25 protein-coding genes and 2 pseudogenes are annotated in these 21,754 nt (G+C 61.5%); 15 read left to right on the forward strand and 12 right to left on the reverse strand.

Features of this window, described 5'->3' with window-relative positions; translation table 11 throughout:
• Positions 1-97: 97 nt before the first annotated feature.
• Positions 98-1,501 carry an MBL fold metallo-hydrolase gene (locus IEY28_RS07735; protein ID WP_188996078.1) on the reverse strand — a complete coding sequence of 468 codons (1,404 nt, stop codon included), beginning with the start codon at positions 1,499-1,501 and terminating at the stop codon, positions 98-100.
• A gap of 198 nt (positions 1,502-1,699) precedes the next feature.
• On the opposite strand from IEY28_RS07735, the gene IEY28_RS07740 reads away from it, so the two are divergent.
• Both IEY28_RS07740 and IEY28_RS07745 read left to right on the forward strand, forming a co-directional pair.
• Positions 1,700-2,170 (forward strand): pyruvoyl-dependent arginine decarboxylase, encoded by a 471-nt coding sequence (locus tag IEY28_RS07740; RefSeq protein ID WP_188996081.1) that lies wholly within the window; start codon positions 1,700-1,702, stop codon positions 2,168-2,170.
• A 75-nt stretch (positions 2,171-2,245) separates the two neighbouring features.
• Positions 2,246-2,599, forward strand: a complete 354-nt coding sequence (locus tag IEY28_RS07745; protein ID WP_188996083.1) for a DUF5811 family protein — start codon at positions 2,246-2,248, stop codon at positions 2,597-2,599.
• Between the two features lie 4 nt (positions 2,600-2,603).
• On the opposite strand, the gene IEY28_RS07750 is transcribed toward IEY28_RS07745, so the two are convergent.
• Complete coding sequence (locus IEY28_RS07750) at positions 2,604-2,804, reverse strand: DUF8015 family protein (protein ID WP_188996085.1); 201 nt, start codon at positions 2,802-2,804, stop codon at positions 2,604-2,606.
• 50 nt (positions 2,805-2,854) lie between these two features.
• On the opposite strand from IEY28_RS07750, the pseudogene IEY28_RS07755 reads away from it, so the two are divergent.
• From IEY28_RS07755 to IEY28_RS20920, 6 genes and pseudogenes are all read left to right on the forward strand, one after another.
• Positions 2,855-3,427 (forward strand): annotated as a pseudogene (locus tag IEY28_RS07755) (transposase); the annotation flags it as partial.
• Positions 3,428-3,616: 189 nt separating this feature from the next.
• Complete coding sequence (locus IEY28_RS07760) at positions 3,617-3,847, forward strand: hypothetical protein (protein ID WP_188996087.1); 231 nt, start codon at positions 3,617-3,619, stop codon at positions 3,845-3,847.
• Position 3,848: 1 nt separating this feature from the next.
• Positions 3,849-4,748 (forward strand): ParB/RepB/Spo0J family partition protein, encoded by a 900-nt coding sequence (locus IEY28_RS07765; RefSeq protein ID WP_188996089.1) that lies wholly within the window; start codon positions 3,849-3,851, stop codon positions 4,746-4,748.
• A 67-nt stretch (positions 4,749-4,815) separates the two neighbouring features.
• Entirely contained in the window at positions 4,816-5,706 is an 891-nt protein-coding gene (locus IEY28_RS07770) for a hypothetical protein (protein ID WP_188996091.1), read from the forward strand.
• A gap of 1 nt (position 5,707) precedes the next feature.
• Positions 5,708-6,748 (forward strand): ParB/RepB/Spo0J family partition protein, encoded by a 1,041-nt coding sequence (locus IEY28_RS07775; RefSeq protein ID WP_188996093.1) that lies wholly within the window; start codon positions 5,708-5,710, stop codon positions 6,746-6,748.
• 51 nt (positions 6,749-6,799) lie between these two features.
• A pseudogene (locus IEY28_RS20920) lies at positions 6,800-7,490 on the forward strand (GIY-YIG domain-containing protein).
• 127 nt (positions 7,491-7,617) lie between these two features.
• Here IEY28_RS20920 and IEY28_RS07785 read toward each other — a convergent pair.
• From IEY28_RS07785 to IEY28_RS07800, 4 genes are all read right to left on the reverse strand, one after another.
• Complete coding sequence (locus IEY28_RS07785) at positions 7,618-8,139, reverse strand: hypothetical protein (RefSeq protein WP_188996095.1); 522 nt, start codon at positions 8,137-8,139, stop codon at positions 7,618-7,620.
• Positions 8,140-8,141: 2 nt separating this feature from the next.
• Positions 8,142-9,032: a hypothetical protein gene (locus IEY28_RS07790; RefSeq protein WP_188996097.1), complete on the reverse strand. Its 891-nt coding sequence runs from the start codon at positions 9,030-9,032 to the stop codon at positions 8,142-8,144.
• Positions 9,033-9,212: 180 nt separating this feature from the next.
• Positions 9,213-11,018: a translation initiation factor IF-2 gene (infB, locus tag IEY28_RS07795; protein WP_188996098.1), complete on the reverse strand. Its 1,806-nt coding sequence runs from the start codon at positions 11,016-11,018 to the stop codon at positions 9,213-9,215.
• An 82-nt stretch (positions 11,019-11,100) separates the two neighbouring features.
• Positions 11,101-11,619 carry a plastocyanin/azurin family copper-binding protein gene (locus tag IEY28_RS07800; protein ID WP_188996100.1) on the reverse strand — a complete coding sequence of 173 codons (519 nt, stop codon included), beginning with the start codon at positions 11,617-11,619 and terminating at the stop codon, positions 11,101-11,103.
• An 88-nt stretch (positions 11,620-11,707) separates the two neighbouring features.
• On the opposite strand from IEY28_RS07800, the gene IEY28_RS07805 reads away from it, so the two are divergent.
• Positions 11,708-11,947, forward strand: coding sequence for a PRC-barrel domain-containing protein (locus IEY28_RS07805; RefSeq protein WP_166966530.1), 240 nt, complete (start codon positions 11,708-11,710; stop codon positions 11,945-11,947).
• A complete protein-coding gene (locus IEY28_RS07810; protein ID WP_188996102.1) occupies positions 11,948-12,406 on the forward strand; it encodes an NOB1 family endonuclease in 459 nt (152 codons plus the stop codon).
• A gap of 8 nt (positions 12,407-12,414) precedes the next feature.
• Here IEY28_RS07810 and IEY28_RS07815 read toward each other — a convergent pair whose 3' ends face one another.
• The 4 genes from IEY28_RS07815 to IEY28_RS07830 form a co-directional block, all read right to left on the reverse strand.
• Entirely contained in the window at positions 12,415-12,561 is a 147-nt protein-coding gene (locus IEY28_RS07815; protein ID WP_166966525.1) for a CopG family transcriptional regulator, read from the reverse strand.
• A gap of 74 nt (positions 12,562-12,635) precedes the next feature.
• The gene (locus IEY28_RS07820) at positions 12,636-13,430 is read right to left on the reverse strand and encodes a CPBP family intramembrane glutamic endopeptidase (RefSeq protein WP_188996104.1); all 795 of its coding nucleotides are present in this window, start codon (positions 13,428-13,430) and stop codon (positions 12,636-12,638) included.
• A 79-nt stretch (positions 13,431-13,509) separates the two neighbouring features.
• Positions 13,510-13,719: a hypothetical protein gene (locus IEY28_RS07825; RefSeq protein ID WP_166966521.1), complete on the reverse strand. Its 210-nt coding sequence runs from the start codon at positions 13,717-13,719 to the stop codon at positions 13,510-13,512.
• 95 nt (positions 13,720-13,814) lie between these two features.
• Entirely contained in the window at positions 13,815-15,110 is a 1,296-nt protein-coding gene (locus IEY28_RS07830; RefSeq protein ID WP_188996106.1) for a glucose-6-phosphate isomerase, read from the reverse strand.
• 88 nt (positions 15,111-15,198) lie between these two features.
• Here IEY28_RS07830 and IEY28_RS07835 point away from each other — a divergent pair, with 88 nt between their 5' ends.
• From IEY28_RS07835 to IEY28_RS07850, 4 genes are all read left to right on the forward strand, one after another.
• On the forward strand, positions 15,199-15,732 hold the full coding sequence (locus IEY28_RS07835) for a DUF8056 family protein (protein WP_188996108.1): 534 nt from the start codon (positions 15,199-15,201) through the stop codon (positions 15,730-15,732).
• Positions 15,733-15,777: 45 nt separating this feature from the next.
• Entirely contained in the window at positions 15,778-16,245 is a 468-nt protein-coding gene (locus tag IEY28_RS07840; protein ID WP_188996110.1) for a DUF5812 family protein, read from the forward strand.
• A gap of 121 nt (positions 16,246-16,366) precedes the next feature.
• Positions 16,367-17,248 (forward strand): protein translocase subunit SecF, encoded by an 882-nt coding sequence (gene secF / locus IEY28_RS07845; protein WP_188996112.1) that lies wholly within the window; start codon positions 16,367-16,369, stop codon positions 17,246-17,248.
• Complete coding sequence (locus IEY28_RS07850; RefSeq protein WP_188996114.1) at positions 17,245-18,804, forward strand: preprotein translocase subunit SecD; 1,560 nt, start codon at positions 17,245-17,247, stop codon at positions 18,802-18,804. The genes secF and IEY28_RS07850 overlap by 4 nt, the downstream gene beginning before the upstream one ends.
• Before the next feature lie 508 nt (positions 18,805-19,312).
• Here the strand turns inward: IEY28_RS07850 and rnhB are convergent.
• Entirely contained in the window at positions 19,313-19,948 is a 636-nt protein-coding gene (gene rnhB / locus IEY28_RS07855; protein ID WP_188996116.1) for a ribonuclease HII, read from the reverse strand.
• 118 nt (positions 19,949-20,066) lie between these two features.
• Here rnhB and IEY28_RS07860 point away from each other — a divergent pair, with 118 nt between their 5' ends.
• Entirely contained in the window at positions 20,067-20,414 is a 348-nt protein-coding gene (locus IEY28_RS07860; RefSeq protein WP_188996118.1) for a DUF7344 domain-containing protein, read from the forward strand.
• Here IEY28_RS07860 and IEY28_RS07865 read toward each other — a convergent pair whose 3' ends face one another.
• The gene (locus IEY28_RS07865; protein ID WP_188996121.1) at positions 20,415-21,692 is read right to left on the reverse strand and encodes a tRNA pseudouridine(54/55) synthase Pus10; all 1,278 of its coding nucleotides are present in this window, start codon (positions 21,690-21,692) and stop codon (positions 20,415-20,417) included.
• Positions 21,693-21,754: the final 62 nt, after the last annotated feature.

Below are 21,754 nucleotides of genomic sequence, written 5' to 3' on the forward strand. Positions count from 1 at the left end.
TGTTTGCGCATAAATAGATTCGCGCCGTGATATCAAGCGTGAAAATCCCCTCGCTACTCGACTGTCACGCCGGGTGGCCGACTCGGTTCGCGGCCGCTCAGTCCGATTCGGCGGTGGCGTCGTGACTCGCCGTCGCCTGTACGTCGGCACCGTCGGCGTGGAACGCACCGAGCGTGTTGTAGAGGCCGCGTTCGTAGATGTCCGGGTCCTTGCTGATGCCGATGTGTGACCCGATCTTCGCGTCGGCCCAGTACGCGCTGTGGGGGCCCTCGAACAGGCGCATGAGCAGTCGCGGGTCGACGTCCATCTTCACCCACCCGTCGTCGTAGTCGTCGGTGTCGAGAGTCCGCGTGTAGTCGAATCCGCTGCCGTCCATCGACAGTTCGAGACAGACGTCGTCGACCAGCGGAATCAGGACGGTGGTGTCGGTCTCGTAGCCGATGCGGGCGCGTTTCCCTTCCATGTTCTCGTAGGCGAGTGGCACGTACGCCCGGAACTCGTCGAGGGTGGGCATCGGGTCGGCCTCGTAGTCGAATTCGCGGGGTGCCAGTTCCTCCTCGATGTACCGCTGTTTCGCCGCGGGGTCGGCCGGTTCGAACGGGGCCGACCGCTCGCCCGTCGTCACGTCGACGTACTCGCCGGAGTTGAGGAAGACGCACTCGTGGGCGTCGTCGGTGTTAGCCTCGAAGAAGGCCTTCGCGTCCTCGCGCGGCGGGTTGGCGGTGTACTCGTTGAGGTGCGCGAGGTCACCCGCGAGGACGTACTCGCCCGCGAAGGGCATGTAGTAGGTCGGTTCGAACAGGTCGATGAAGTTCAGCGCGAGTTCGTGTTTCTCCTGGATGACCCGGTCGCGCTCGGCGATCTTCTCCTCGTGGTCGTAGTTGGTCACCGCCTGCGGGTAGAACTGCGCGGCGCTGTACTGGTGACACAGCATGTCCACCTCGCCGTAGTCGGCCTTGATCTTCTCGCAACTGGGTTCGGCGATGGGGTAGGGGCAGTCGTTCGTGTTGACGAGCGTCTCCTCGCCGTCGTCGATGACCGCCATCGAGTCCACCTGCGTCGACCCGGTCTGGTCGGCCTCGGTGTCGTACCACGTGCATCCGAAGAAGTTCCCACAGCGCTCGGGGTCACAGCCGTCGGCCGCGAGGACGTTGATGTGAGTGTCCCCGCCGAGGTGGGTCCGCTCGTCGTGCGAGAGTTCGACCGCCTCGAAGCCGAGGTCCTCGACGGCCTCTCTGAGGTAGTCCCAGCGGTAGTCGTGGATGAGGACCGGAATGTCCGTGTCCATTCGTTCGAGGCTCTCCGGGTGGAAGTGGTCCGGGTGGACGTGGGAGACGTAGATGTAGTCGACGTGGTCGAAGTCTTCCGGTTCGAAGTCTGGCTCCGGGTAGTGGGCCCACGACCCGTAGTACGCGCCGTCGATGAGCCACGGATCACAGAGCACGTCCACGTCGCCGGTCTCGACCAACACCGCCGCCGATTCCAGATAGGTCACTCGCATGGCGGAGAGGCACGGCTGAACCGACCATTGTTATCACTGTATTGTCCGGAATAACCTCGGGCTATCGTTGTGGAACACCGAGTCAACCGGGAGTAAGGTGCGTACAAGACGAGGCTGTCGACGCTCTGTTCGACCAATCCTGTGGTATCGGTGGCTGGAAACGAAACGCCTTACCCGGCGCGTCGTCGATGCAGAGTCATGAGCACGATTCGGGTGGTGTGGGGGACCGCTACCGGGCCGACCGCGCTGTCGTCGTACGACGCGGCGCTGGCCGAGGCGGGCGTCCACAACTACAACCTCGTGACGCTCTCGTCGGTCATCCCCGAGGGACCGGCCATCGAGGTGGTCGAGACCGCACCGGACCTCGGGCCGCCGGGCGAGGCGCTGGAAGTCGTCCAGTCGGCGGCGACGGCCGCGCCGGGCGAACGGGCCGCGGCCGGCGTCGGGTGGGCCCGCAGCGAGGGCGGCCCGGGCATCTTCTACGAGGTGGACGGCACCGACCCCGACGCCGTCCGGACCGAGATTCGAGAGGGTCTCGCCGCCGGGCGTGACCTCCGCGAGTGGGACTTCGTCGAGGAGTCGGTCCACGTCGAATCGGTCGCCCCCGAGGAGACGTACGCAAGCGCCGTCGTGCTGGCGACCTACGGCGAGAGTCACCCCGTCGTCTGAACGCCGCGCTGTCGGCCGTATCTGACTAGTCACGGGGTTTTTAGTACCCTACCGCCTAAGTGGAGCAGAACGTCCATGTATGGGAATTCGCCGCTCGGTGGCGACACGGAGAAAGTGACGCTCACGCCGGAGCAACGCCAGACGCTTCGCGAGGACCTCGCGGGCGTCGCCGCCCGGACGCGGGAACTACTGCCGGGCGAGTACGTCGTCGGGTCCGAGATAAGCGACGGCCAGACGGGACCACGAGCGACCATCGCCGTCCAGCCACCGGTGGGGTCGGTCGTCAGCGCCGACTACGCACCAGAAGACCCGGAGAACGCGACCATCACCGACGCAGAACGCGACGACCTCGCACAGGGTATCGCCGCCTCCGCCGCCCTGCAGGTCAAGCAAGTGATGGGCGAGGAGACGACGCCGACGGCGCAGTGACCTTCTAGACCGCTTTCGTCGAACCGGGCGGGTTGTAAAACAGCGCGTAGCCGATGGACCCGCTGGCCGGCAGCGACCCGGCCGCGAGCGCGGCGACGACGCTGAGGGACGTGAGGACGGCACCGACGGCTGCTAGAAGCATCGAGAGTGCGATACTCGCGAGGACGAGGTCGGCCGTGGACAGCGTGGGGGCGGCACCGAGCATCGTGTCTGTCCGGACATACGCCAGCTAATTAAATATTATTACTAGCGTCGTCGCTGCACTGTCTGGGGGGTTACCTGGAAAAACCCTCCCGGGAAGCACTTGATTTGCTGAGCGAGATGCCACAAATACTCGGGGAGATCGTCCTCGACGCGGCCAATCTCCCCGATCGCTCGACGCTAATCAAGTGGTTTGATAGGATCAAGACAGCGCTCTGGCGAGTTGCTGTGTCTGTCGGCGCAGGAGGACGAGTCATCCGGTCACGCCGCCATCGACGCGACGTTCTTCGACCGCGAAAACGCTAGCAAACATTACTGCCGTCGGACGAATTACCGAGTGCAGACGCTCAAAGCGACAGCGCTCGTCGACACAAAAAGCCAAGCGATTCTGGACGTTCACTGTACGACTGAGAAACGCCACGACACACAGTTCGGCTGCCGACAAAGGCTACGATTGGATAGAGTTACGCGACAAACTCCGCGAAGAGGGCGTGAGACCGCTGATCAAACATCGTGAGTACCGGCCCATCGATCACGCGCACGCTCGGCGACGCCGTACGTGCGCGAACTTGGTACGGAGAATTTCGAGGGCTCGTCCTGATGTGTGCGGTTCACAACATCGAGTAGTCTCTGAAACCATGAAATCAAGCTACGTCTGGCGATTCACCACGGCCCATCAGAGTGTGACGGTTGACCTCCATAGGCATAGAAACTATATCGTCTGATATCTGAGATAGTTCTAAACAACGGGTGGAACCAGTTGTAACTGCCCGCTGAGGAACAAGCTTGAATAACCCTCCTATTAAATGGCGTGACATGGTGCTCAGCGTAGACGATGGTACGTTTTATCTCGTTCACCTGCCAGACGAGAAAACGCTACATAACGAAGAGGATGAAGCAATCGATTACTTACGCGACCAGTCTGAGGATGTTGACCCGGAGTCAGATGATGTCAGCGTTGTTCGTGTCGAAGTAGAAGGGGAGGACTGGACTATCGCGGAAATGTCGTGGCAGACAATCGCACTCCGTCTTATGGGCGGTAAATAAAATGGAAGTTAGAGAAATTGACCCATCTGAACTGGAAATCGACCCTCTCAATGAGCGAAATGAGAACGTTGGACCTCACAAAGATGATGAGTCGCTTGAAGAGAGCATTGAAAAGCAGGGCATAATCCAACCGCCTGTCGCACGACCTGATAATGGGAGCCTTCGGGTCGTGGTTGGGCAAAGACGAACTCTCGCAGCCCAATCTGTCGGCCTTGATAGTATCCCAGTTATCGTCATGAACTGGGACGATTCAGAAGCACTTGAAGCAAGCATCACTGAAAACGTCGAGGCGTTTGAAAAGGGGGTATCCCGGAGCGACCGTGCCGCTGCTGTTCAAAAGTTGATGGAGATTAATAACTGGACCCCACCAGACATCGCAGATGAGTTGGGGATATCGAACCGGAGTGTACAATACTGGCTTGAACGTACTCGGGATGAATGGGAAAGTACGTCTGTCCATGTTGATCCAAGTGATGAAGACGACGAAGAGACAGATGTCGAAGTTGAGACCCATGATTCAAACTCTTTGGGGATAAACAAGGAAGAAGTTGACGAAATCCCGGATAGAGATTTGGCAACAATTCGGACAGGTGCAGATTCCACTGAAGAAAGAGAAGAGGTGGTACAGAAAGTATCGAAAAACGACCTGTCCAGCGAGGAAGTACGGGAAGCAAAGAAGCGAGCGGACAGGAGCGAGCAGTCTTTTGTTGAAACAGTTGAGGAAGTGAGTAAAGAAAAAGAAGAGCAGCGAGAAGGTGATATGAAAGTTAGGACGGAGACTACTTTCACCGGCGACTACGCTGTTGGGCTAAAAAGAGCAGCGCGGGATTACGGCACCTCTGAGGAGCAGCTCGTGAGGAAAGCCATCGAAGCGTTCCTAACGGACGAAGGGTATCTCTAACTCCACGTTCAGTCTCTACCACACTTTTTAGTCGGTGGCTAACGCCCGTTTAGATACGACTGTAAACATGACTGACGAAGTTCCTTGGAAGGCCCTTGAGCCTCTTGTTACAGACAGCTTTCTAGATGAAAGACAAAAGAAAGAAAATACGAAACGCTACGTCCCTTATAGCTTCACACAGGGCCTTCGGAAGGCCATGGCTCATCTGAATGCCGATAATATTCAGGAACTGGACGCAAATCGTTCATTCAATACTGAGCGAGAGAGTATTGCAGCGGTTTCGTCTTCCGATGTTTCGGATATAATGGAGGGAGATGTCGTCAAGAGGAAACAATTCGAACTGGAATTTGACCGTGCAGAGAACGGTGACTTCCCTTGGTTAGACATCCAGTCTGTGCTTGGGCAGTCGTCTACTGTCTATGACCTGCCTGTTCGGCGTCTGGTAGTCCGTTTTGAGGATGAAGAATTTGAAAATGAATGGCGAGACGCTATCAGAGAGGCCCTCGACATGAATGATCCTCCGCTCTCTTGGATTGAATCACCTTTTTATGCGGTATTGGAGTCTTCGGACCCCGGGGAAGGAGATGCACGGGACCGTGTACGTGAGATTCACGAGGATTTCTATTTCAAGCCGATGTTTGAGGCTGAGGAGGATTATGAAGGGATGGACTGGTCAATCCGAACGCTGGATCTCCAATCTGTCTGGTCGTATCAGGGGTTCATTAACAGAGCGCAAGCTATTCACACAGTCCGTAAGGACGACCGACAGTATGATTGGACCCCCAGAAAGCTCGAGAAGTATATAATGAACTATTTCGAGCCATCTGAGGACTATACGGGCGTAATCCGTAGTAGTGATTTTGCCGGGTTGTGGCGTAGGGTGTATTCCCGCGATATCACATCTACAAAGGTGTTCGAGTGGGAGGAAGACGAAGAATGGGTGCAGACTGAGGCATAAAATGGCGGATACGGCAAACGATAATGCTGACACTGGTTTCAGGCATCACGATGCTGAGTTAAAATATGTCGACCCAAGCAAGGTGAGGGTGGACGAGTTCAACGAACGGCAAACCGGAGTAGGCCCCGAAACCGACTTGGGCGATTTGGAGCAGTCTATCAAGGAAAATGGTATAGAAGACCCTCCGCAGGCTCGGCCCACAGATGATGGAGAAGGTTACAAGGTATTTGCCGGACAGAGGCGGCTGATGGCAGCTAAAGCTGTTGGAGTTCCTGAAATACCGCTCATAGTCAAGGAGCTTGATGACATGGAGGCTCTTGCAGCTTCGGTAAACGAAAATAATGAATATCTCGATAAAGACGTTTCTCGCAAAGACCGAGCTAAAGCACTCGAAGAATTAGTTGAAGACTGGGGTATTGAGGAAGTAGCTGACCAGCTTGGTATAGATACTCAGACAGTTCGGCTTCGACTGGAGCCAACAGATGATTTCTGGAGTGGCACAATTTTTGACCCCGATGTTGATTCAGACATTGATACGGAATATCTCGCTGACGACATAGTACCGAAGTTACGTAGAGTAACTGGAGACAGTGAGCTAGCCGAAAGATTTGCAAAGAAAATAATAGAAAAGAACGTACCTCCTGGTGCGGTGAGGAGTGCGGCAGAGGTTGCAGACGGGCCAGAGGGATTCTGGGATGAAATTGTGGAGCAGTGGAACGCCAAAGTCAGAGGGGAAGATAGGATTCGTCCTCGAATTACTCTTACAGGAGACGATGTTGAGCAATTACATGCGTGGGCCAAGGACCGCGGGCTGAATGAGAAAAAAGCAGTGAAACAGATTGTTTTAGAACGGCTTGAACGAGAGCAAACCGGGAATGTCGACTTGTCCGAGTTAGATGATGAAATAGCTAACGACCTACGCGACCTCTGTGATGAGCACGATATGGATATGAGTGAAGCCGTTGAACGTGCGCTTGATGAGTGGTTATACTATCTTACTGAGCACGGGATTGACCGATTGAGTGTCTTTGATGACAGCTAAATCATTTGTATTAATATGAATCATCATAATTAAGTCAGTCGATTCTATAACATGATCGACACTCTTGAACGGCGGGTCAGTGGGAAACAGAAACTCAAAAACTGCACTGGATACATGAACTGGCCCGACCGTGGTGTCTATTTCTTCCTTGAATCGGGCGAAACCCGAGACTCCTCGGACCAACTGCGCGTAACCCGCGTTGGGACACACGCAGTGTCTAAGGGGAGCAGCACATCCCTCTGGGACAGCCTCAAGCAACACTATGGAACAGTAGCGCCAGTAGCAACCACCCTCATGGCGGGAACCATCGGGGTTCGGTGTACCGAAAGCGCGTCGGTGAGGCGATTATCGAGAAACACAACCTCCACGACGACTATCCCGACTGGGACAAACGCTGGTCGAGTATCGACCGAGACCGGTCGGAGGTTCGTGACGAGGAGTACATACTGGAACGCGTGTGAGTACGTACATCCGCGAGCAGCCGTTTCTATGGGTTGACGTCGACGACGAACCCCGCGCGGACAGTGACCGAGCGCACATCGAGCAGAACGCTATCGCCCTCCTCAGCAACTTCGAGGGTCAGACAGTTGACCCACGAGACGACGGATGGCTTGGGAAGTACAGTCGTAGTCGGGCAATTCGAGAATCAGGACTCTGGAACGTGAACCACGTTGAGGAGCAATATGACCCTGACTTTCTGGACCTGCTGGAGGACGCCGTCGAGGACACGACCCCACTGTGACGGTCAGTCGCAATTCGATTCTGTGAGGGCCAGTGTCAATTCTGCTGGGGACGGTGACTTAGGTATGTAGCTATGACCTTGACTGACTGCTGTCGATTGTGGCGGTGCTTAGTTTGGATTGGGTGAGTTACTCGTTGGCCCTGATTGCCTTGTTCAGTAGAACAAATATCTGGAAACATCTCCATAGTCTCAAGATGACGAAGAAGAACGCAAGGACAGCTGTATAAGCAAATGCGAGCTTGGCTGTGCTACCGAATAGGGTGTGAAGCTCAAATACTGTAATACTGAACGTGTATATCCATGTGAGTCCGATAATGGCGATTGAGATAGTGAATACTGAAATCACCTCATCAAACTTCCCGACGCGCTTCAGTTCCTTGATTGCTGGATTCTCATCTCTAAACCCAAATGTGTAGATGATTGCTAAGACAGGGAATAATAGACCAAGAATTGTCGTGATTGTTCGGTTTACTGCATCTATATTCTCCAACGCGATGAGTGGGATTCCGACAAAGTATAGCCCTGCGGAAGCCGCTACAGAGAGAACTACTGCATACAACGTATCTCGTTTCAGGTCACCGACTGGGCCAGACCCGATGAACTCGCGTTCTGTCAGTATCGCGGGACCGAATTCTTGGAATTTTTTCATCGTTACAGACGGTCACAGAGTTCCCGTCCCAAGTTTTGGTCGAACAGTTCGTAACCGGTCGTGTCGATTTCCTCTTTCTTAACGATATCCGCGAGGTTGTCCTCGACTTCTTCCTCGTCCGACTCTACGCCCTCGATACGGAAAGTGTGCATGATTCGAGGAAAGTCAATCTTGGTAATTGATTCCTCCGCAGTATCTGCATCGATGCCTAACAGCGAACTGAAGTGGCTAACAAACTCATCAACCCGTGATTCTTCGGCGTCCTTGTCCTGATGAAGGCTCGCTTCAAATTTCAATCGATAACTGTCGTCAATTAGAGTCCGAATTGCTTGGTCTGTGTCCAGCTCAGAATATGTCTGAGGGTTTTTCTTGAAACTGATCTCTACCTTTTTGAGATTGCTATCCAGCAGTCGAGTGAGCTTTTCATCATCTACGTCCCTAACGTCTGTCTCGTGCTCAACATCATACTCTTCGTCACATTCGACGTGTTCGTTCAGATAATCTTTGATGACGCCTATTCCTGGCGTCTGGAAACCGACTTCAATTAACAAATCGATTTTCCCACTGGTCGTCTGGGTAGCGAGATTGACATAGTCGAAATCCATATCCCCCGTTTCACCCTCATCATCGGTCGCCTCGGATAAACGGGTGATTTGACCATCGTTGGTTAATCTGACAAAATCATCCTCGTCCTTTGTCCGGATTATAACGCCGTGATGCAAGTGAGTTCCCATCCCTCGAAACTGTGTACGGTAGTTCCTATCCTCACCATTGGAGATTTGATAAATATCGGACGAAAAGACATCATCAGTGAGAACATCTCTGGGATTGAGTCTTCTACCGTCCTCACCTTCGAACCAGACGTTGTAGTGGTAGAATTTCGTGAGACTCATTGACCACCCCTCCTCAGCCGTATATTGTAAATCTTGGTGTCACATTCTCACTTCCTGAACAGGGCAATGCCGTGCCTGTGAACACTACATCCGTCATCACCGAGGACGTGACTCACCCGATACGACTGACCGAACACCCACTACTGCCCGGTGAATTAATAGAAACTATTACTCAACCAATTACTTCCCCCAGAAGGGGTCCCGATTGCGGTGTTTCTCTACGTACATCGAGAGCGCTTCGCGTTCGTCGACGGAGATGTCTTCGGCGAGTTCCTGTTCGAGAATCTTCGCGTGTTTCTCGGGAATCTCGACCCAGAGGTCGTCGCCTTCCTCGATTTGCCGGCCGACTGTCGGGCCGTCGATGGAGACGGCCATGCGCTCGCCGGTGCGGGCCGAATCGACGTCCTCGCCCTCGTCCTGTATGGTCTTGAGGTGGCCGACCCGTTTGGCCTCGCCGCCGTCCCACTTGACGACGTTGACGTTCCGGCGGAGTTCGCCCGACAGTATCTCGACGCCGACGACGGCCGGGTCGGACTGTCGGAAGGTGTGGTCCTGCAGGATGCGGAACTTCGCAGGGCGCGTGATGTTCTCCAGAATCTGCTCTTGCTGGGCTTCCTCGATGGCTGTGACGTGGTCGTCGTAGCGCTCGACGAGTTGGTAGATGACGTCGTCCTCGAACAGTTCGACGTCCTCCTGTTCGGCGAGGTCACGGGCGTCGTCTAGTACGTCGACGGAGAACGCGAGGATGGCCCGGTGGGTCGGTTCGTTGGCCGTCTCGGCGACCCGGATGTCCCGCGGCGCGACGGCGCCGACTTCCGCGCGCATGATGGGTATCTCCTCCTCGGCGAGCGTACTCGAAATCGCCTCCAGCGACCCGAGCGTGTCGGCCTTGACGACGACGCCTTCCTCCTGTGTCGTTACCTCTATCTCGGCGAGTTCCTCCTCGACTTCGGCGATGACCTCGCTCCGCTCGCGGTTCCGGACGACGCGAATCGGCGCGCCGGCCATGGCGTCGTCTAACTCCGGGGCGGCTATCTTCACGCCGTCGGCGGCCGTGACTTCGTCGACCTGTTCGAACTGCGCCTCCGTCCGAATCTCTTCGAGGGGGCGGGGTCGCAAGAGCGCGCGAACGTCGGTGACGATGGGGCCTTGCAGGCCACCGACGACGATGGTGTCGTCTGCCCGGATGGTGCCGTCGTAGATGATGGCGTCCAGCGTCGTCCCGAAGCCCTGCGTATCTTTGACTTCGAGGACGGTGCCGACGCCGGGGCCGGAGGTGTCTATCTCCATCTCCTCTTTCATGTAGCGCTGGGAGAGGCCCATCATCACCGTCAGGAGGTCCGGGACGCCCTCGCCCGTCTCCGCGGAGACGGGGACGACGCCGATGTTGGCCTGAAAGTCCTGTACGCGCCAGTACATGTCGGCGGAGAACCCGTTGTCCGAGAGTTCGCCGATGATCTCGTACAGTTTCTGGTTCAGATCGGAGGTGACTCGCTCGGACTGGGCGTCCATCGTCGCCTGCACGGGCGTGTTCTCGTTGGGGTTCCAGCCCGGGACGGTGTCTATCTTGTTCGCGGCGACGATGAACGGGGTTTGGGTGCGCTTGAGGATGTCGATGGCCTCCAGCGTCTGTGGCTGGAAGCCGTCGTTGACGTCGACGACGAGGATGGCGATGTCCGCGAGCGCCCCGCCGCGCGAGCGGAGCGTCGAGAAGGAGTGGTGTCCGGGTGTGTCGATGAACAGCAGGCCCGGCAGGTCGAAGTCCGTCGGGTCGACGAGTTCCCCGGCTATCTCCGAGATGACGTCGAGTGGCACCGCAGTGGCACCGATGTGCTGTGTGATTGCGCCCGATTCCCCGGCGGTCACGGCGGACCCGCGGATGCGGTCCAGCAGGCTGGTCTTCCCGTGGTCGACGTGGCCCAGTACCGCGACGATGGGTGTCCGGAGAGTGTGGTCCGTCTCTGTTGTGGCGTCCTGATCAGACATAGATGGCCCCAGAAGTTATCGGAACCAGTCGGCGACAGTAGTTAAGTTCGTCGTCATCGGCCGCACGGGCCGTGAGACGCGCTCACTCGGTGACGGTGAACGAACCAGTCATGCCGACGCTGCGGTGGGGCGCACAGTAGTACTCGTACTCCCCTGCCGTCTCGAACGTGTACGTGTAAGTGTATCCCGTATCGAAGGTCCGGCCCGCGTCGCCCGGCGTTCCGGTCCAGTCGCTGCCGTCCGGCGTCGTCGCCGGCTTGACGTTGTGGTTGCTACTTCGCCACTCCCAGCGGACGGTACTGCCGACCGGGACGGAGAACGTCTCCGGGTCGAAGACGAAGTCTCCGGGACCGACGAGGACTTGCTGGGCCGCATCGACCGGCGTGGCCGTCTCGGTTGCTGTCGGTGTGTCGGTGGGCGTCGCCGTCTGGGTCGGTGTGGGCGTGTCCGTCGGCGACGCCGTCGGTGTGTCGGTCGCCGTCGTCGTCTCCGTCGCGGTCGACTGCGGTGTCTCGCCGCCGCCGTCGCCACCGCACCCGGCGAGCGACCCGGTGACGCCCGCGGCGAGCGCCGCGAGAAACCGCCGTCTACTCTCGGTCATGTCCCCCACTGCGGCCGCTGGTCGTAAAACACTACGCCGTCGTCTGACGGCCCGTGGCGTTTATATCATTTCGCTCAGAAGGAGACGTATGGCCGAGATACTCGCCGAGAACCTCTCGGGGAAAGACGTCATGGGTAGCGACGGGGCGGAACTGGGAAGCCTCTACAACATCACGATGGACCTCTCCTCGGGGTCGCTGAAACACCTCGTCATCGACCCCGCGGAGTCGGTCCGGAACACCGACTTCGAGTACAGCGATCAGGGCCGCCTGCTGGTCCCGGTCGACCGCGTGAAGGCAGTCAAAGACCACATGATCGTCAAACGGTAGATGTACGTTCTCGATTCGTCGGCGTTTATCAACGAGTATCACACAGACGAGCAGATAGCGACGATTCCGCTCGTCAAAGAGGAGCTAGAGGGGGAGGCGGCCTTTCGCTTCGACGCGCTGGAAGGGTCGGGCATGCACCTCCACATCCCCGAACAGGACACCGTAGAGCGCATCGAACGCGCGGCCCGTGAGACGGGCGACCTCGCGGAACTCTCGGAGACGGACGTCCGCCTCGTCGCCGCCGCCTTCGAACTCGACGCCAGACTGGTAACCGACGACTACGCGATGCAGAACGTCGCCGAGAAACTGGACGTCGCCGTCGAAGTCATCGCTCGCGACGGCATCTCCGAACAGCGCGACTGGCTGTTCCAGTGTGCTGGCTGTGGGAGAGAGTTCGACGAGAACCACGACCGCTGTCCCATCTGCGGGAGTTCGCTCTCCCGGAAGAACCCCGCCTGAGTCGTCGCTCAGACCGTCGACTCTTCGACGTCTTCTAGCCCGAGGTCGATGAGTTGCTTGAGGACTTCCTCCTCGGTGATGCCGTAGCGGCGGGCCAGCACCTGAATCGCCCGGGCTTGGCCGTCGTCGCACACGACCGTGAACCGGGATGACATGCCACTACGTCTACGGGCTGAGCGCATAAATACCCGTCAGACACCCGTCACACGGCGAGTACGGCGGTCCTACTCTACACCGGCAGCGACGTCCCGGTCGTCGCGAGATAGTAGTTCAGGACGAACAGCCCCGCGTTCCAGAGGCCGTGGGCCAGCGCCGGGACGACGATGGACTCCGTGTATTCATAGACCGTGCCGAGGACCACTCCCAGCGCACCCGCGGTGAGGACGTACGTCCACGCGCTCCCGGAACTGATGGCGAAGGCGTGGCCGAGGCCAAACAGCAGACTGGCGAGGAGGATACCCGGAACGACCCCGAACGACCGGCGAAAGAGGCCCTGAACGACGCCGCGGAAGACGAGTTCCTCGCCCGGCCCGACCAGCAAGAGCGCGACCGGGACCATGTAGAGGAACAGCGGCGGGTTCTCCCGGCCCGCTTCGATGACGCTGTTCTGGCCGGACTCGACGCTGGTTCCGAACACCGTCTCGACGACGGTACTGAGCACGTCGACGACGACGCCCATCACTATCGCGCCGAGGAAGATGCCGGCGACGCCGACGAGGACCCACCCGGCGTCTCTGAGCGTCGGCGACCGGACGTGCAAGAGCGATCGTTCGTTCCGCAGTCTGAGGAAGCCCAGCGCCGCCACGACGAACCCGACGAACGACACGGCGTTGACCGCCGCGTACAGGGCCGCGGGCGTCCCAGCGGCGTCCAACGGGATCGAGACGCCGAACAGCGCCGCTCCGACCTGTCCCAGAAGTCCCGCGAGGAGGAACGCCGCCGCGACGACGGCCAGCGCTCGGACGCCGTTCAGGACGACTGTGCGGCCGTCGGCCACGGAGACGTACGGGGGAGTGAGTGCCATAGCGAGCGTTGCCGTGGGGTAGTCGTCGGGTCCACAAGACCCCACCGATTGGGTGCGTGACGCGGGCCCACCGACCCCGCTAGCCCGTCCGGTCGTCGATGTGGTGGACGGCGCTCGGCGAGAGCAGTCGACCGGTGGGCAGTTTCACCCAGCCGTTGGCGAGCACTCGCACCGCCCCCTCGTGGAGGACCGTCTCTTGTGCCATGTCCGCGTACACGACGGCGTCTTCGCACTCCTGTACGACGTCGTCGAGGGCGTCGCCCCAGACGGGTTCGTCCGAGATGACCATACCGTGTCGTCTCCCCGATGGGACAAAACAGTGTCGCGGGGCCGGGCTCTGCTCACCCCGTCGTCGCTGGTACTTCGAGGCCCGCGGGGCCTCACCTACTCGATGACGTAGCTCGGCCGGTCGGCCACCGTCCGCGTCTCCTCGGTGTCATCGCCGGCCAGCAGCCCGCGAGCGGCCCGCTTGCCCCACTCGACGGCCGGTTGCGTGAACGTCTCCACGTCGGCGAGTTCGCCGACGAGGACGCAGGCGGCCTCCATGGCATAGAGCAGTTCGCCCAGAGTGGCGGCGTCGAGGCGGTCGAGTTCGAGTTCGACGGCCGGGCGTCCGGCCGCCGAGAGGCTGGCGACCGTGGCGTCGTACTCGGCGTCTAACAGTTCGCCGAGGTCCGCGCCGGCCAGATACGAGAGCGACTCGTGGCCCGGGTCCGGGACGGGCACGTCGGCCCGTTCGCGCGGGCGGACGACGGTGACCATCTTGTCGCGCGGGCCGGCCCGATACAGTTGGAGTTGGGAGTGCTGGTCGGTCGCGCCCAGCGCACGCGCCGGCGTCTGGCCGCGGCCGTCCTTCCCCAGGCTCTCGGCCCACAGTTGGGCGAACCACTCGGCGAAGTACTCCAGCCGTTCGGCGTAGGGCATGACGGCGTTGACGCTCGCGCCCCGCTCTTCGAGTGCGTAGGCGACGGCACCGTAGGCGTAGGCGGGCGTGTCGTACAGCGACGGCCCGAGGTCGTCGGCCACGTCGCCGGCTCCCGCGAGCAGGCCCTCGATGTCGAGGTCCATGATGGCGGCCGGTACCAGCCCCACCGTCGACAGCGCGGCGAAGCGGCCGGGCACGCCGTCTGGCAGTGGGAGCGTCGGTAGGTCCTCCTCGTCGGCGAGCTCCCGGAGCGGCCCGGACTCCCCGGTCGTGGCGACGGTCCGCTCGGTCCAGTCGACGCCGCGGGCCTCGTAGGCCTCGCGGACGACGAGGAAGTTCGCCAGCGTCTCGGCAGTTGTCCCGGACTTCGAGACGACGCTGACGGCGGTGTCCTCGAGCGGGAGGTCCGCGAGCGTTCGCTCGACGTGTTCGGGGTCGACGTTGTCGAGGATGACGTGCCGGTCGGGGTCCGCTGCCAGCGCCGCGGTGATCGTCTTTGCGCCCAGCGCCGAGCCACCGATGCCGACGGTGACGACGTACTCGGCGTCGGCGACGGGTTCGACGGCGTCCCGAATCTGCTGTGGGTCGGTGCGGTCGGGGAGGTTCAGCGCGGCGTAGCCGAACTCGTCGGCCGCGCGGCCGTCGGCGATGGTCTCGTGGGCCGCGGCGACCCGCTCGTCGAGTGCGTCGAGGGCGTCCTCGTCCACGCCGGGGTCGGCGACGGACCCGAGCGCAGCGCCGATGTCTACGTGCATACGCGACCGGTCGCCGGCCTCGTACATATGTCCCGGGGAGTCGCCGTCGAGCGGGGCGTTTAACCGCTCGGTCCCCCAAGGACGGCCGATGACAGACGCGACGCCCGCCGACCACGTCGAGGGGACCCAGAGGTCGTACGACGGGCTTCCCGGCGCGTTCGTCTACGCCGTCCGCACGAGCGAGTCGTGGCTGTTCAAGGGCTACGTCCTGCTGGCGCTCCTCCTGACGGTGGCCATCGCCCTCGTGTTCGTCTTCGGCCTCATCTCGATACTGGCCCAGACCAGCACCGTCCGCGGCGGGACGTTCACCTTCTCACGGTCGTTCTTCCTGTTCGTCGGCCTGCTCGTCGTCGCGCCGCTGCTGGCGCCGGTGTTGCTCGTCGCCCGCAGACACCGGCGCTCGGTGTCGTCGGTGACCTACGACCGCGGGCTGGCGCTGTCGGCGTTGCTGTTCGTCGCGTCGCTGTACGTCGGCCTCGTCGTCTCGGTCCCGCCGCAGTTGCAGGAACCGACCGGGAGCAGCATCGTCACGGCGCTGTACGAGCTTCCTCAGATAGCCGGCCTCGTGCCGCCGCTGGTCGCCGTCGGCGTGATGTACGCCGTCCACAGACTGCTGCGGTGAGTGCGGGTCGAAACCCGGAAGAACGCCGACAGCGTACCCCTGCCCATGACCACGAAAGAGGGGACCTTCCTCGTCACGCACGCCGACGACGAGTCGGCGACACTGCGCGACGTCGCCGACTCGCAGGTACTGACGCTGTCGGAGAACCCGGGGGTCGACGCCGGGAGCGTCGTCGACGCCACCGTCGAACCCGAACCGCCGATGGAGGTGACCTACACCGTCGTCGAACTGGACGCCGAGCGCACCATCCCCGTCGAACGGGTCGAGTTCGAACCGACGGCACAGGCCACGGACATCGCCGCCGACCAGCCAGTCGGCGACTTGACGACCCGCGAGCGGGCCGGCGAGGGTGAGATTCACGTCCTGACCGTACCCGAGGAGGACACCGAGGACGCGGCCACGGAGGTCGTCGAGGACGAGGCGACCGTCTCTCGGGCCGCCCGCCTCGGCGTCGACCGGGTCGAGGTCAGGACCGCCGCGGGCGTCGTCAGCGTCCGGTACCTGCCCGACTGAGCGGGCCGACTCGGCTTCTCGGGCCGCTCGGCACCACGGTCTCGCTTGCGGTATCCGCCCGCCGTCGGTCCGGCCTCGCAGATTGAGAAGGCTTATTCGGAGTCGTGCCACACCCACGGCCATGGTCGAGTTCGAGGTCCCGGAAGTCGACTACACCCAGTACTCCAACCGCCAACTGGTGGCGGTCCCGCTGGTGGTGCTGGCGGTGGCGCTCATCGTCCTCGCGGGCTGGTGGGCCATGACCGGGTCGCCGGTCGCGCTCGGTGTCGACTTCACGGGCGGGTCGGAGGTTCGGATAGAAACGACGCTCTCACAGCAGGAGATACGCCAATCGTTCGACGAACCGGTCGTCTCGGTACAGGGTATCGAGCGAGCGACGGATGACGATAACGTGGGGAATCAGTACGTCGTCACGTTCGATTCGTCGGACATCGGCGCTATCCGTGATACAGTCGATTCGAACGAGCAGATGGAGCGACTTCAGAGTGGCACCACCTCGCCGCTGTTCGGCGCGGAGAACCAGCGGCTTGCCGTCCTCGGTGTCGGCGTCGCCTTCCTCGGGATGAGTCTGCTCGCCTTCGCCTTCTTCCGGACTTTCGTGCCGAGCATCGCCATCGTCGTCTCGGCGTTCTCGGACATCGTCATCCCCGTCGCCATCATGAATCTGGTCGGTATCAAACTCTCGCTGGGGACGGTCGCGGCGCTCCTGATGCTCATCGGGTACTCCGTGGACTCGGACATCCTGCTGAACAACCACGTCCTCCGTCGCTCGGGCGGGTTCTACGAGTCCACCTACCGGGCGATGCGGACCGGTGTGACGATGACGCTGACCTCCATCGCCGCGATGGCCGTCATGGCCGTCACCGCGACGCTGTTCGGTATCGAGTTGATGGCCTCCATCGGTATCGTCCTCGTGTTGGGGCTGACCGCCGACCTGATGAACACCTACATGCTCAACGTCACGCTGCTTCGCTGGTACAAATACGAGGGGGTCAACCGATGAGTGCCCTCCGCGAGAACTGGCGAATCGCCCTGCTCGTCGTCCTCCTGCTTGGCAGTGCCGTCGCGCTGTTCGTCCCCGGTGGCGTGCCGGGGACGACGCCCGAGGAGGGGGCCGGCAACGCCTCGAAGGTGAGCAACCTCCAGTACGGTATCCAACTCTCCGGCGGAACGCGTATCCGTGCCCCCATCGTCGGCACGACGGCAGAGGGTATCGACGTGGCGCCGAACCAGACGGCCGCGCTCGCACAGAACGTCTCGAACGAACTCGGTGTCGACCCCATCGACGTCGAAGTGCGGCCGGGACAGCGAGGGGAGAACGGCACCGTCGAAGTATTCACGCGAAACGTCACCGACGACGAACTCCGGGCCGCCATCGAGTCCGAGGGGTATCAGGCCTCGAACATACGACCGGGCGTGACACAGGCCACCCGCGAGGAGATGGTCGAGAGCGTCACCGACAAGATTCGGACCTCCTCGCTCAGTGGTGGGAGCGTCCAAGAGGTCAGCGCACCGGGTAGTCCGCGGAGTTACATCAGCATCACCGCCCCGGATCGGGAACCCGAGGAACTCATCGATATCCTCGAAGAACGGGGCGTCGTCCGAATGTACGCCGTCTACCCCGCGGACAACGGAACCTACGTCCGTGAGCAGGTCCTCTCACAGAACGAATTCGCCGGCGTGGCGTCGGACAACACGCAGACATACGGTCCGGTCGCCAGAGTCACCGTCGAGCGCAGCACCGCAGAGCGGTTCAGTGGGGACATGGTCGACGCCGGGTTCGGCCAGGCGCGCAACTGCGGCAACTACAACCACAGCGACATCCAGCAGACCGAAGGGCGCTGTCTCGTCGCGACGCTCAACGGCGAACCGTTCTACGCCCGCGGTGTCGCACCCGGACTCGCGGAGTCGTTCCAGCAGAACACGTTCAAAGACGATCCGGTGTTCGTCCTCCCGGCCGACGACATGGACATGGCCCGCGAGATCGAACTGAACCTGAAGGCCGGCCGACTGCCGGCGCCGCTGAACTTCGCGGACTCGGACCAACTCTCGCTGTCGCCGGCACTGGCCGAGCAGTTCCAGCAGAACTCCGTCGTCACTGGATTGCTCGCCGTCGTCGCCGTCAGTCTGGTCGTCTACATCCGCTACGGTCGACCGGAGGTGGCCTTCCCGATGATCGTGACGGCGCTCTCGGAGGTGTTCATCCTCCTCGGGTTCGTCGCGCTGGTCCAGTACCCGCTGAACCTCTCGCACCTTGCGGGGTTCATCGCCGTCATCGGGACGGGGGTGGACGACCTCATCATCATCGCCGACGAGATACTCCAGCAGGGGAAAGTCGAGACGGGCCGGGTGTTCCAGAGTCGCTTCCGCAAGGCGTTCTGGGTCATCGGCGCCGCCGCGGCGACGACTATCGTCGCCATGAGCCCGCTGATGGTGCTCTCGCTGGGTGACCTCTCCGGGTTCGCCATCATCACCATCGTCGGCGTCCTCATCGGCGTCCTCGTCACCCGTCCGGCCTACGGTGACATCCTCCGGAACCTCGTGCTGGACGAGGACTGAACGCCGGCGTCGTCGGCCTCTCTCGGCCGCCTCGTACCCACCCACCCTCGTTTCACGTCGTCGTAGCGATATTCCTTGGTACTTAGTGACAAATCCATTTAGATTGACTTATCATCCCTCTCGGCGTACATTCAGGTCCCGCTGGAACGCGGGGACACACTGGACGACGTATCTCAGACTGTCCGTTCTGGACGGAACGGGATGCGTTGGGGGCAAGAACCGAGCAGTCCGTCACAGGATTCCGAGGTCACCGCTCCGAAGGAGAACCGCCACAGCCCATCGCCGATCCGGCCGGCAGGGTCGGTAGGAAGGCCAAGTACCGGACGTCACGTAAGTGACGCTCGGGAACCCAGCACGTCGGCAAAGGCTGGTGCAAGCCCAGCTAAAGCCCGCAAGGGCAAGGCCGGTGCAAGCCCGGCTAAACGCTGACACGAGTGCTGGACGGGTCGCAAGGGCTGTCGAAAACATCTCCCGTCCAGGTCCAAGCCGCGTTCGCGGGGTTTTCTTCTCAGAACTCGCCGAGCGTCGCCTGTTCGGCCGCCGCGAGGACGTCCTCGCAGGTCGACCACGACGCCCGTGCGCAGTCGGGCAGTGCTCCGTGTTCGTCGACGTAGTCCGCGAGGAACGCTCGCGTCGTCGGGTCGCTCGGATATCCGGACCCGACAGCACCGTACGCCGCAGAGAGCGCCGTGACGTGTGCGTCGCGGGCCACTTTCGCCACGATCGAGGCCGCGCCCACCAGCGGGTCCGTCTCGTCGGCGCCGTGTTCGGCGTCGACGGTCACCGTCGCGTCGACGCGGCCGGCCACGCGGCGACCGAACCGCTCGGCGTCGGTGTCACCGGCGTCGACGGTTCCCGACAGGCCGTCCGTGGCGACGCCGGCGAGGGCCTCGCCGTGGGCGGCGACGGTCAGCGTGTTCATGTCCGTCTCCGGGTCGTCGATGCGCTCGACCGGGATCTCGGCGACAGCGACGGCGTCGGCCACCTTGCGTATCGACTCGCCCAGTCGCTCGCGCCGGTCCGGCGCGATGCCCTTCGAGTCGCCCACGCCGTCCGGGAGCGCCGCCGGGTCGGCCCGGACCGCGGCGGCGAACATCGACCCCAGTACGGGCCCCTTCCCGGCCTCGTCGACGCCGAATCGCATGACTGGTCGGTCTGGGGGCGCGAGGATAGTCGTTGCGGTCGCTCCGAACCGACCGAAGCCGTCGGTAGCCCACAACTATTCGCAAGATTGACATTCGTGAGCGTATTCCCGACCGACGATGGTCGAACTGGACCGCGTCTACCGGGCACTCGCTGCCGAAGAGCGCCGTCTCGCGCTCGCATGTCTCGACCACCACCGGCAGTTGACGCTGCCCGACCTCGCGGAACTGGTCGTCGAACGCCAGTACGATACGGGCGTCGCGGCACTGTCGGGCGAACAACTCCGCGATACGTACTTTCGGCTCTATCACACGCACATCCCTCTTCTTGAGGAGTGCGGACTGGTCCAGTACAGTCAGGAAGACGACCTCGTGGCCGCGACTGACCGGCTTCAGACGGCGCTGGACTCCGTCGAGGAGAACGTCGAGCGGTTACGGGCGTTTCCGACGGACAGTATCGGCGAGTGACTACTCTTTGAGGAACTCGGCCTTCGCGAACGGTTCGTCCTCTCCCTCCACGTCGACGACGTCCAGCGCGGTCACCACGGCATCGACCCCCAGCAGGCCCGAGAGACTCGGTTCCGTTCGCCCCTCGTCGCTGGAGACCAGTTCCTTCACGTAGAGGCCACCCTCGCCGTGGATGCGGATGTCGGCGTGGGTCTCGTCGACCAGTTCGCCGCTGGCGGCGTACACGTCGCGGGTGCGCGTGAGGTCCGCGCGGCGGTGGGCCACCCGCTGTGGCGTCTCCTGTTCGACGGTCGTCCCTTCGAGTTCGTCGAGCGCCTCCCGCAAAGCGTCCTCCGTCACGGGTTCCTCGAACTCGACGTCCATCCGGTAGGTCTTCGAGGCGTCCAGTTCCTTCACGCGTTCGACCATCTCGTGGGTCGCCAGTCGGAGGCCCTTTACCTCGACTTTGCCGTCGGCGAACTCGTTGACGTCCGCTTCGAGCGCGTCGGTGTCGACGTCGCGAGTGCGGGGTTCGTCGACCTCGATGACGAACGGGCGGCCGGATTCGAGCATCAGGGCGTCGACGTCCTCGCGGCCGGCACCGTGGAACGTCGCGCCGGACCCTTTCATCGCCTCTTGCACGACGGGGGCCGTCAGTTGCTCGACGCTCTCGTCGTAGCGGTAGCCGGTGCCGTCACAGCCGTCACAGGGCTGGCCCTGCCAGCGGCCGGTGCCGTTGCAGTCGTTGCAGGGCCACTTCGTCTGGGGGATGTCCCGCGCCAGTTTGCGATAGCGGCCGTAGACGAACGCGGAGTTGACGCGCGCCTCGACTTCGTCCGTCGAGAGGTCGAGCGTAAACTGGACCTCCGGTCGGCCAAAGTCGACCTCGGCGCCGGTCAGGTCGCCGATTCGCTTGCCCACCTCGCGGTTGAGTTCCGTCTTCAGCGCCTCGCCGGCGTCCTCGTCCAGCCCCACGTCCTCGCGCAAGAGCGCGTCGTTCTCCTCCAGTAACGGCGGGACTTTCGTCCCGACCTGATACGTCGAAAAGTCATAGCCCCGCGCGGCGGTGGCGGCCTGTTGGGCCCACCACTCGATGCGGTCACACTCTCCCTCACAGACCCAGCAGTCCGCGCCGGCCTCGAAGTCGTCGTCGGCTTCGAGCGCGAGCGTCACCCGTAGCGCGTGGCCCCGTTCGGCGTTGGTCAGCCCGAAACTCCGGTCGGCAAAGAGCCGTCCGAGACAGGCGTCACAGAGTGGCCCGGTGTCCAGCGCGGCCCGCGCGTCCTCCAGTACAGTCATTGTCTGTGCGACGCGGCCGGTCCGTAACTGCGTTTCGACCTCTCCGCCGCCGTCGTTCTTAC

Source organism: Haloarcula pellucida (assembly GCF_014647235.1).
GTDB classification, from domain to species: domain Archaea; phylum Halobacteriota; class Halobacteria; order Halobacteriales; family Haloarculaceae; genus Haloarcula; species Haloarcula pellucida.

Excerpts from the sequence above, each read along its gene's own strand:
- IEY28_RS07735 (WP_188996078.1), bottom strand. The coding sequence starts at position 1,501 with ATGCGAGTGACCTATCTGGAATCGGCGGCGGTGTTGGTCGAGACCGGC.
- IEY28_RS07740 (WP_188996081.1), top strand. The coding sequence starts at position 1,700 with ATGAGCACGATTCGGGTGGTGTGGGGGACCGCTACCGGGCCGACCGCG.
- IEY28_RS07745 (WP_188996083.1), top strand. The coding sequence starts at position 2,246 with ATGTATGGGAATTCGCCGCTCGGTGGCGACACGGAGAAAGTGACGCTC.
- IEY28_RS07750 (WP_188996085.1), bottom strand. The coding sequence starts at position 2,804 with ATGCTCGGTGCCGCCCCCACGCTGTCCACGGCCGACCTCGTCCTCGCG.
- IEY28_RS07760 (WP_188996087.1), top strand. The coding sequence starts at position 3,617 with ATGGTGCTCAGCGTAGACGATGGTACGTTTTATCTCGTTCACCTGCCA.
- IEY28_RS07765 (WP_188996089.1), top strand. The coding sequence starts at position 3,849 with ATGGAAGTTAGAGAAATTGACCCATCTGAACTGGAAATCGACCCTCTC.
- IEY28_RS07770 (WP_188996091.1), top strand. The coding sequence starts at position 4,816 with ATGACTGACGAAGTTCCTTGGAAGGCCCTTGAGCCTCTTGTTACAGAC.
- IEY28_RS07775 (WP_188996093.1), top strand. The coding sequence starts at position 5,708 with ATGGCGGATACGGCAAACGATAATGCTGACACTGGTTTCAGGCATCAC.
- IEY28_RS07785 (WP_188996095.1), bottom strand. The coding sequence starts at position 8,139 with ATGAAAAAATTCCAAGAATTCGGTCCCGCGATACTGACAGAACGCGAG.
- IEY28_RS07790 (WP_188996097.1), bottom strand. The coding sequence starts at position 9,032 with ATGAGTCTCACGAAATTCTACCACTACAACGTCTGGTTCGAAGGTGAG.
- infB (WP_188996098.1), bottom strand. The coding sequence starts at position 11,018 with ATGTCTGATCAGGACGCCACAACAGAGACGGACCACACTCTCCGGACA.
- IEY28_RS07800 (WP_188996100.1), bottom strand. The coding sequence starts at position 11,619 with ATGACCGAGAGTAGACGGCGGTTTCTCGCGGCGCTCGCCGCGGGCGTC.
- IEY28_RS07805 (WP_166966530.1), top strand. The coding sequence starts at position 11,708 with ATGGCCGAGATACTCGCCGAGAACCTCTCGGGGAAAGACGTCATGGGT.
- IEY28_RS07810 (WP_188996102.1), top strand. The coding sequence starts at position 11,948 with ATGTACGTTCTCGATTCGTCGGCGTTTATCAACGAGTATCACACAGAC.
- IEY28_RS07815 (WP_166966525.1), bottom strand. The coding sequence starts at position 12,561 with ATGTCATCCCGGTTCACGGTCGTGTGCGACGACGGCCAAGCCCGGGCG.
- IEY28_RS07820 (WP_188996104.1), bottom strand. The coding sequence starts at position 13,430 with ATGGCACTCACTCCCCCGTACGTCTCCGTGGCCGACGGCCGCACAGTC.
- IEY28_RS07825 (WP_166966521.1), bottom strand. The coding sequence starts at position 13,719 with ATGGTCATCTCGGACGAACCCGTCTGGGGCGACGCCCTCGACGACGTC.
- IEY28_RS07830 (WP_188996106.1), bottom strand. The coding sequence starts at position 15,110 with ATGCACGTAGACATCGGCGCTGCGCTCGGGTCCGTCGCCGACCCCGGC.
- IEY28_RS07835 (WP_188996108.1), top strand. The coding sequence starts at position 15,199 with ATGACAGACGCGACGCCCGCCGACCACGTCGAGGGGACCCAGAGGTCG.
- IEY28_RS07840 (WP_188996110.1), top strand. The coding sequence starts at position 15,778 with ATGACCACGAAAGAGGGGACCTTCCTCGTCACGCACGCCGACGACGAG.
- secF (WP_188996112.1), top strand. The coding sequence starts at position 16,367 with ATGGTCGAGTTCGAGGTCCCGGAAGTCGACTACACCCAGTACTCCAAC.
- IEY28_RS07850 (WP_188996114.1), top strand. The coding sequence starts at position 17,245 with ATGAGTGCCCTCCGCGAGAACTGGCGAATCGCCCTGCTCGTCGTCCTC.
- rnhB (WP_188996116.1), bottom strand. The coding sequence starts at position 19,948 with ATGCGATTCGGCGTCGACGAGGCCGGGAAGGGGCCCGTACTGGGGTCG.
- IEY28_RS07860 (WP_188996118.1), top strand. The coding sequence starts at position 20,067 with ATGGTCGAACTGGACCGCGTCTACCGGGCACTCGCTGCCGAAGAGCGC.
- IEY28_RS07865 (WP_188996121.1), bottom strand. The coding sequence starts at position 21,692 with ATGACTGTACTGGAGGACGCGCGGGCCGCGCTGGACACCGGGCCACTC.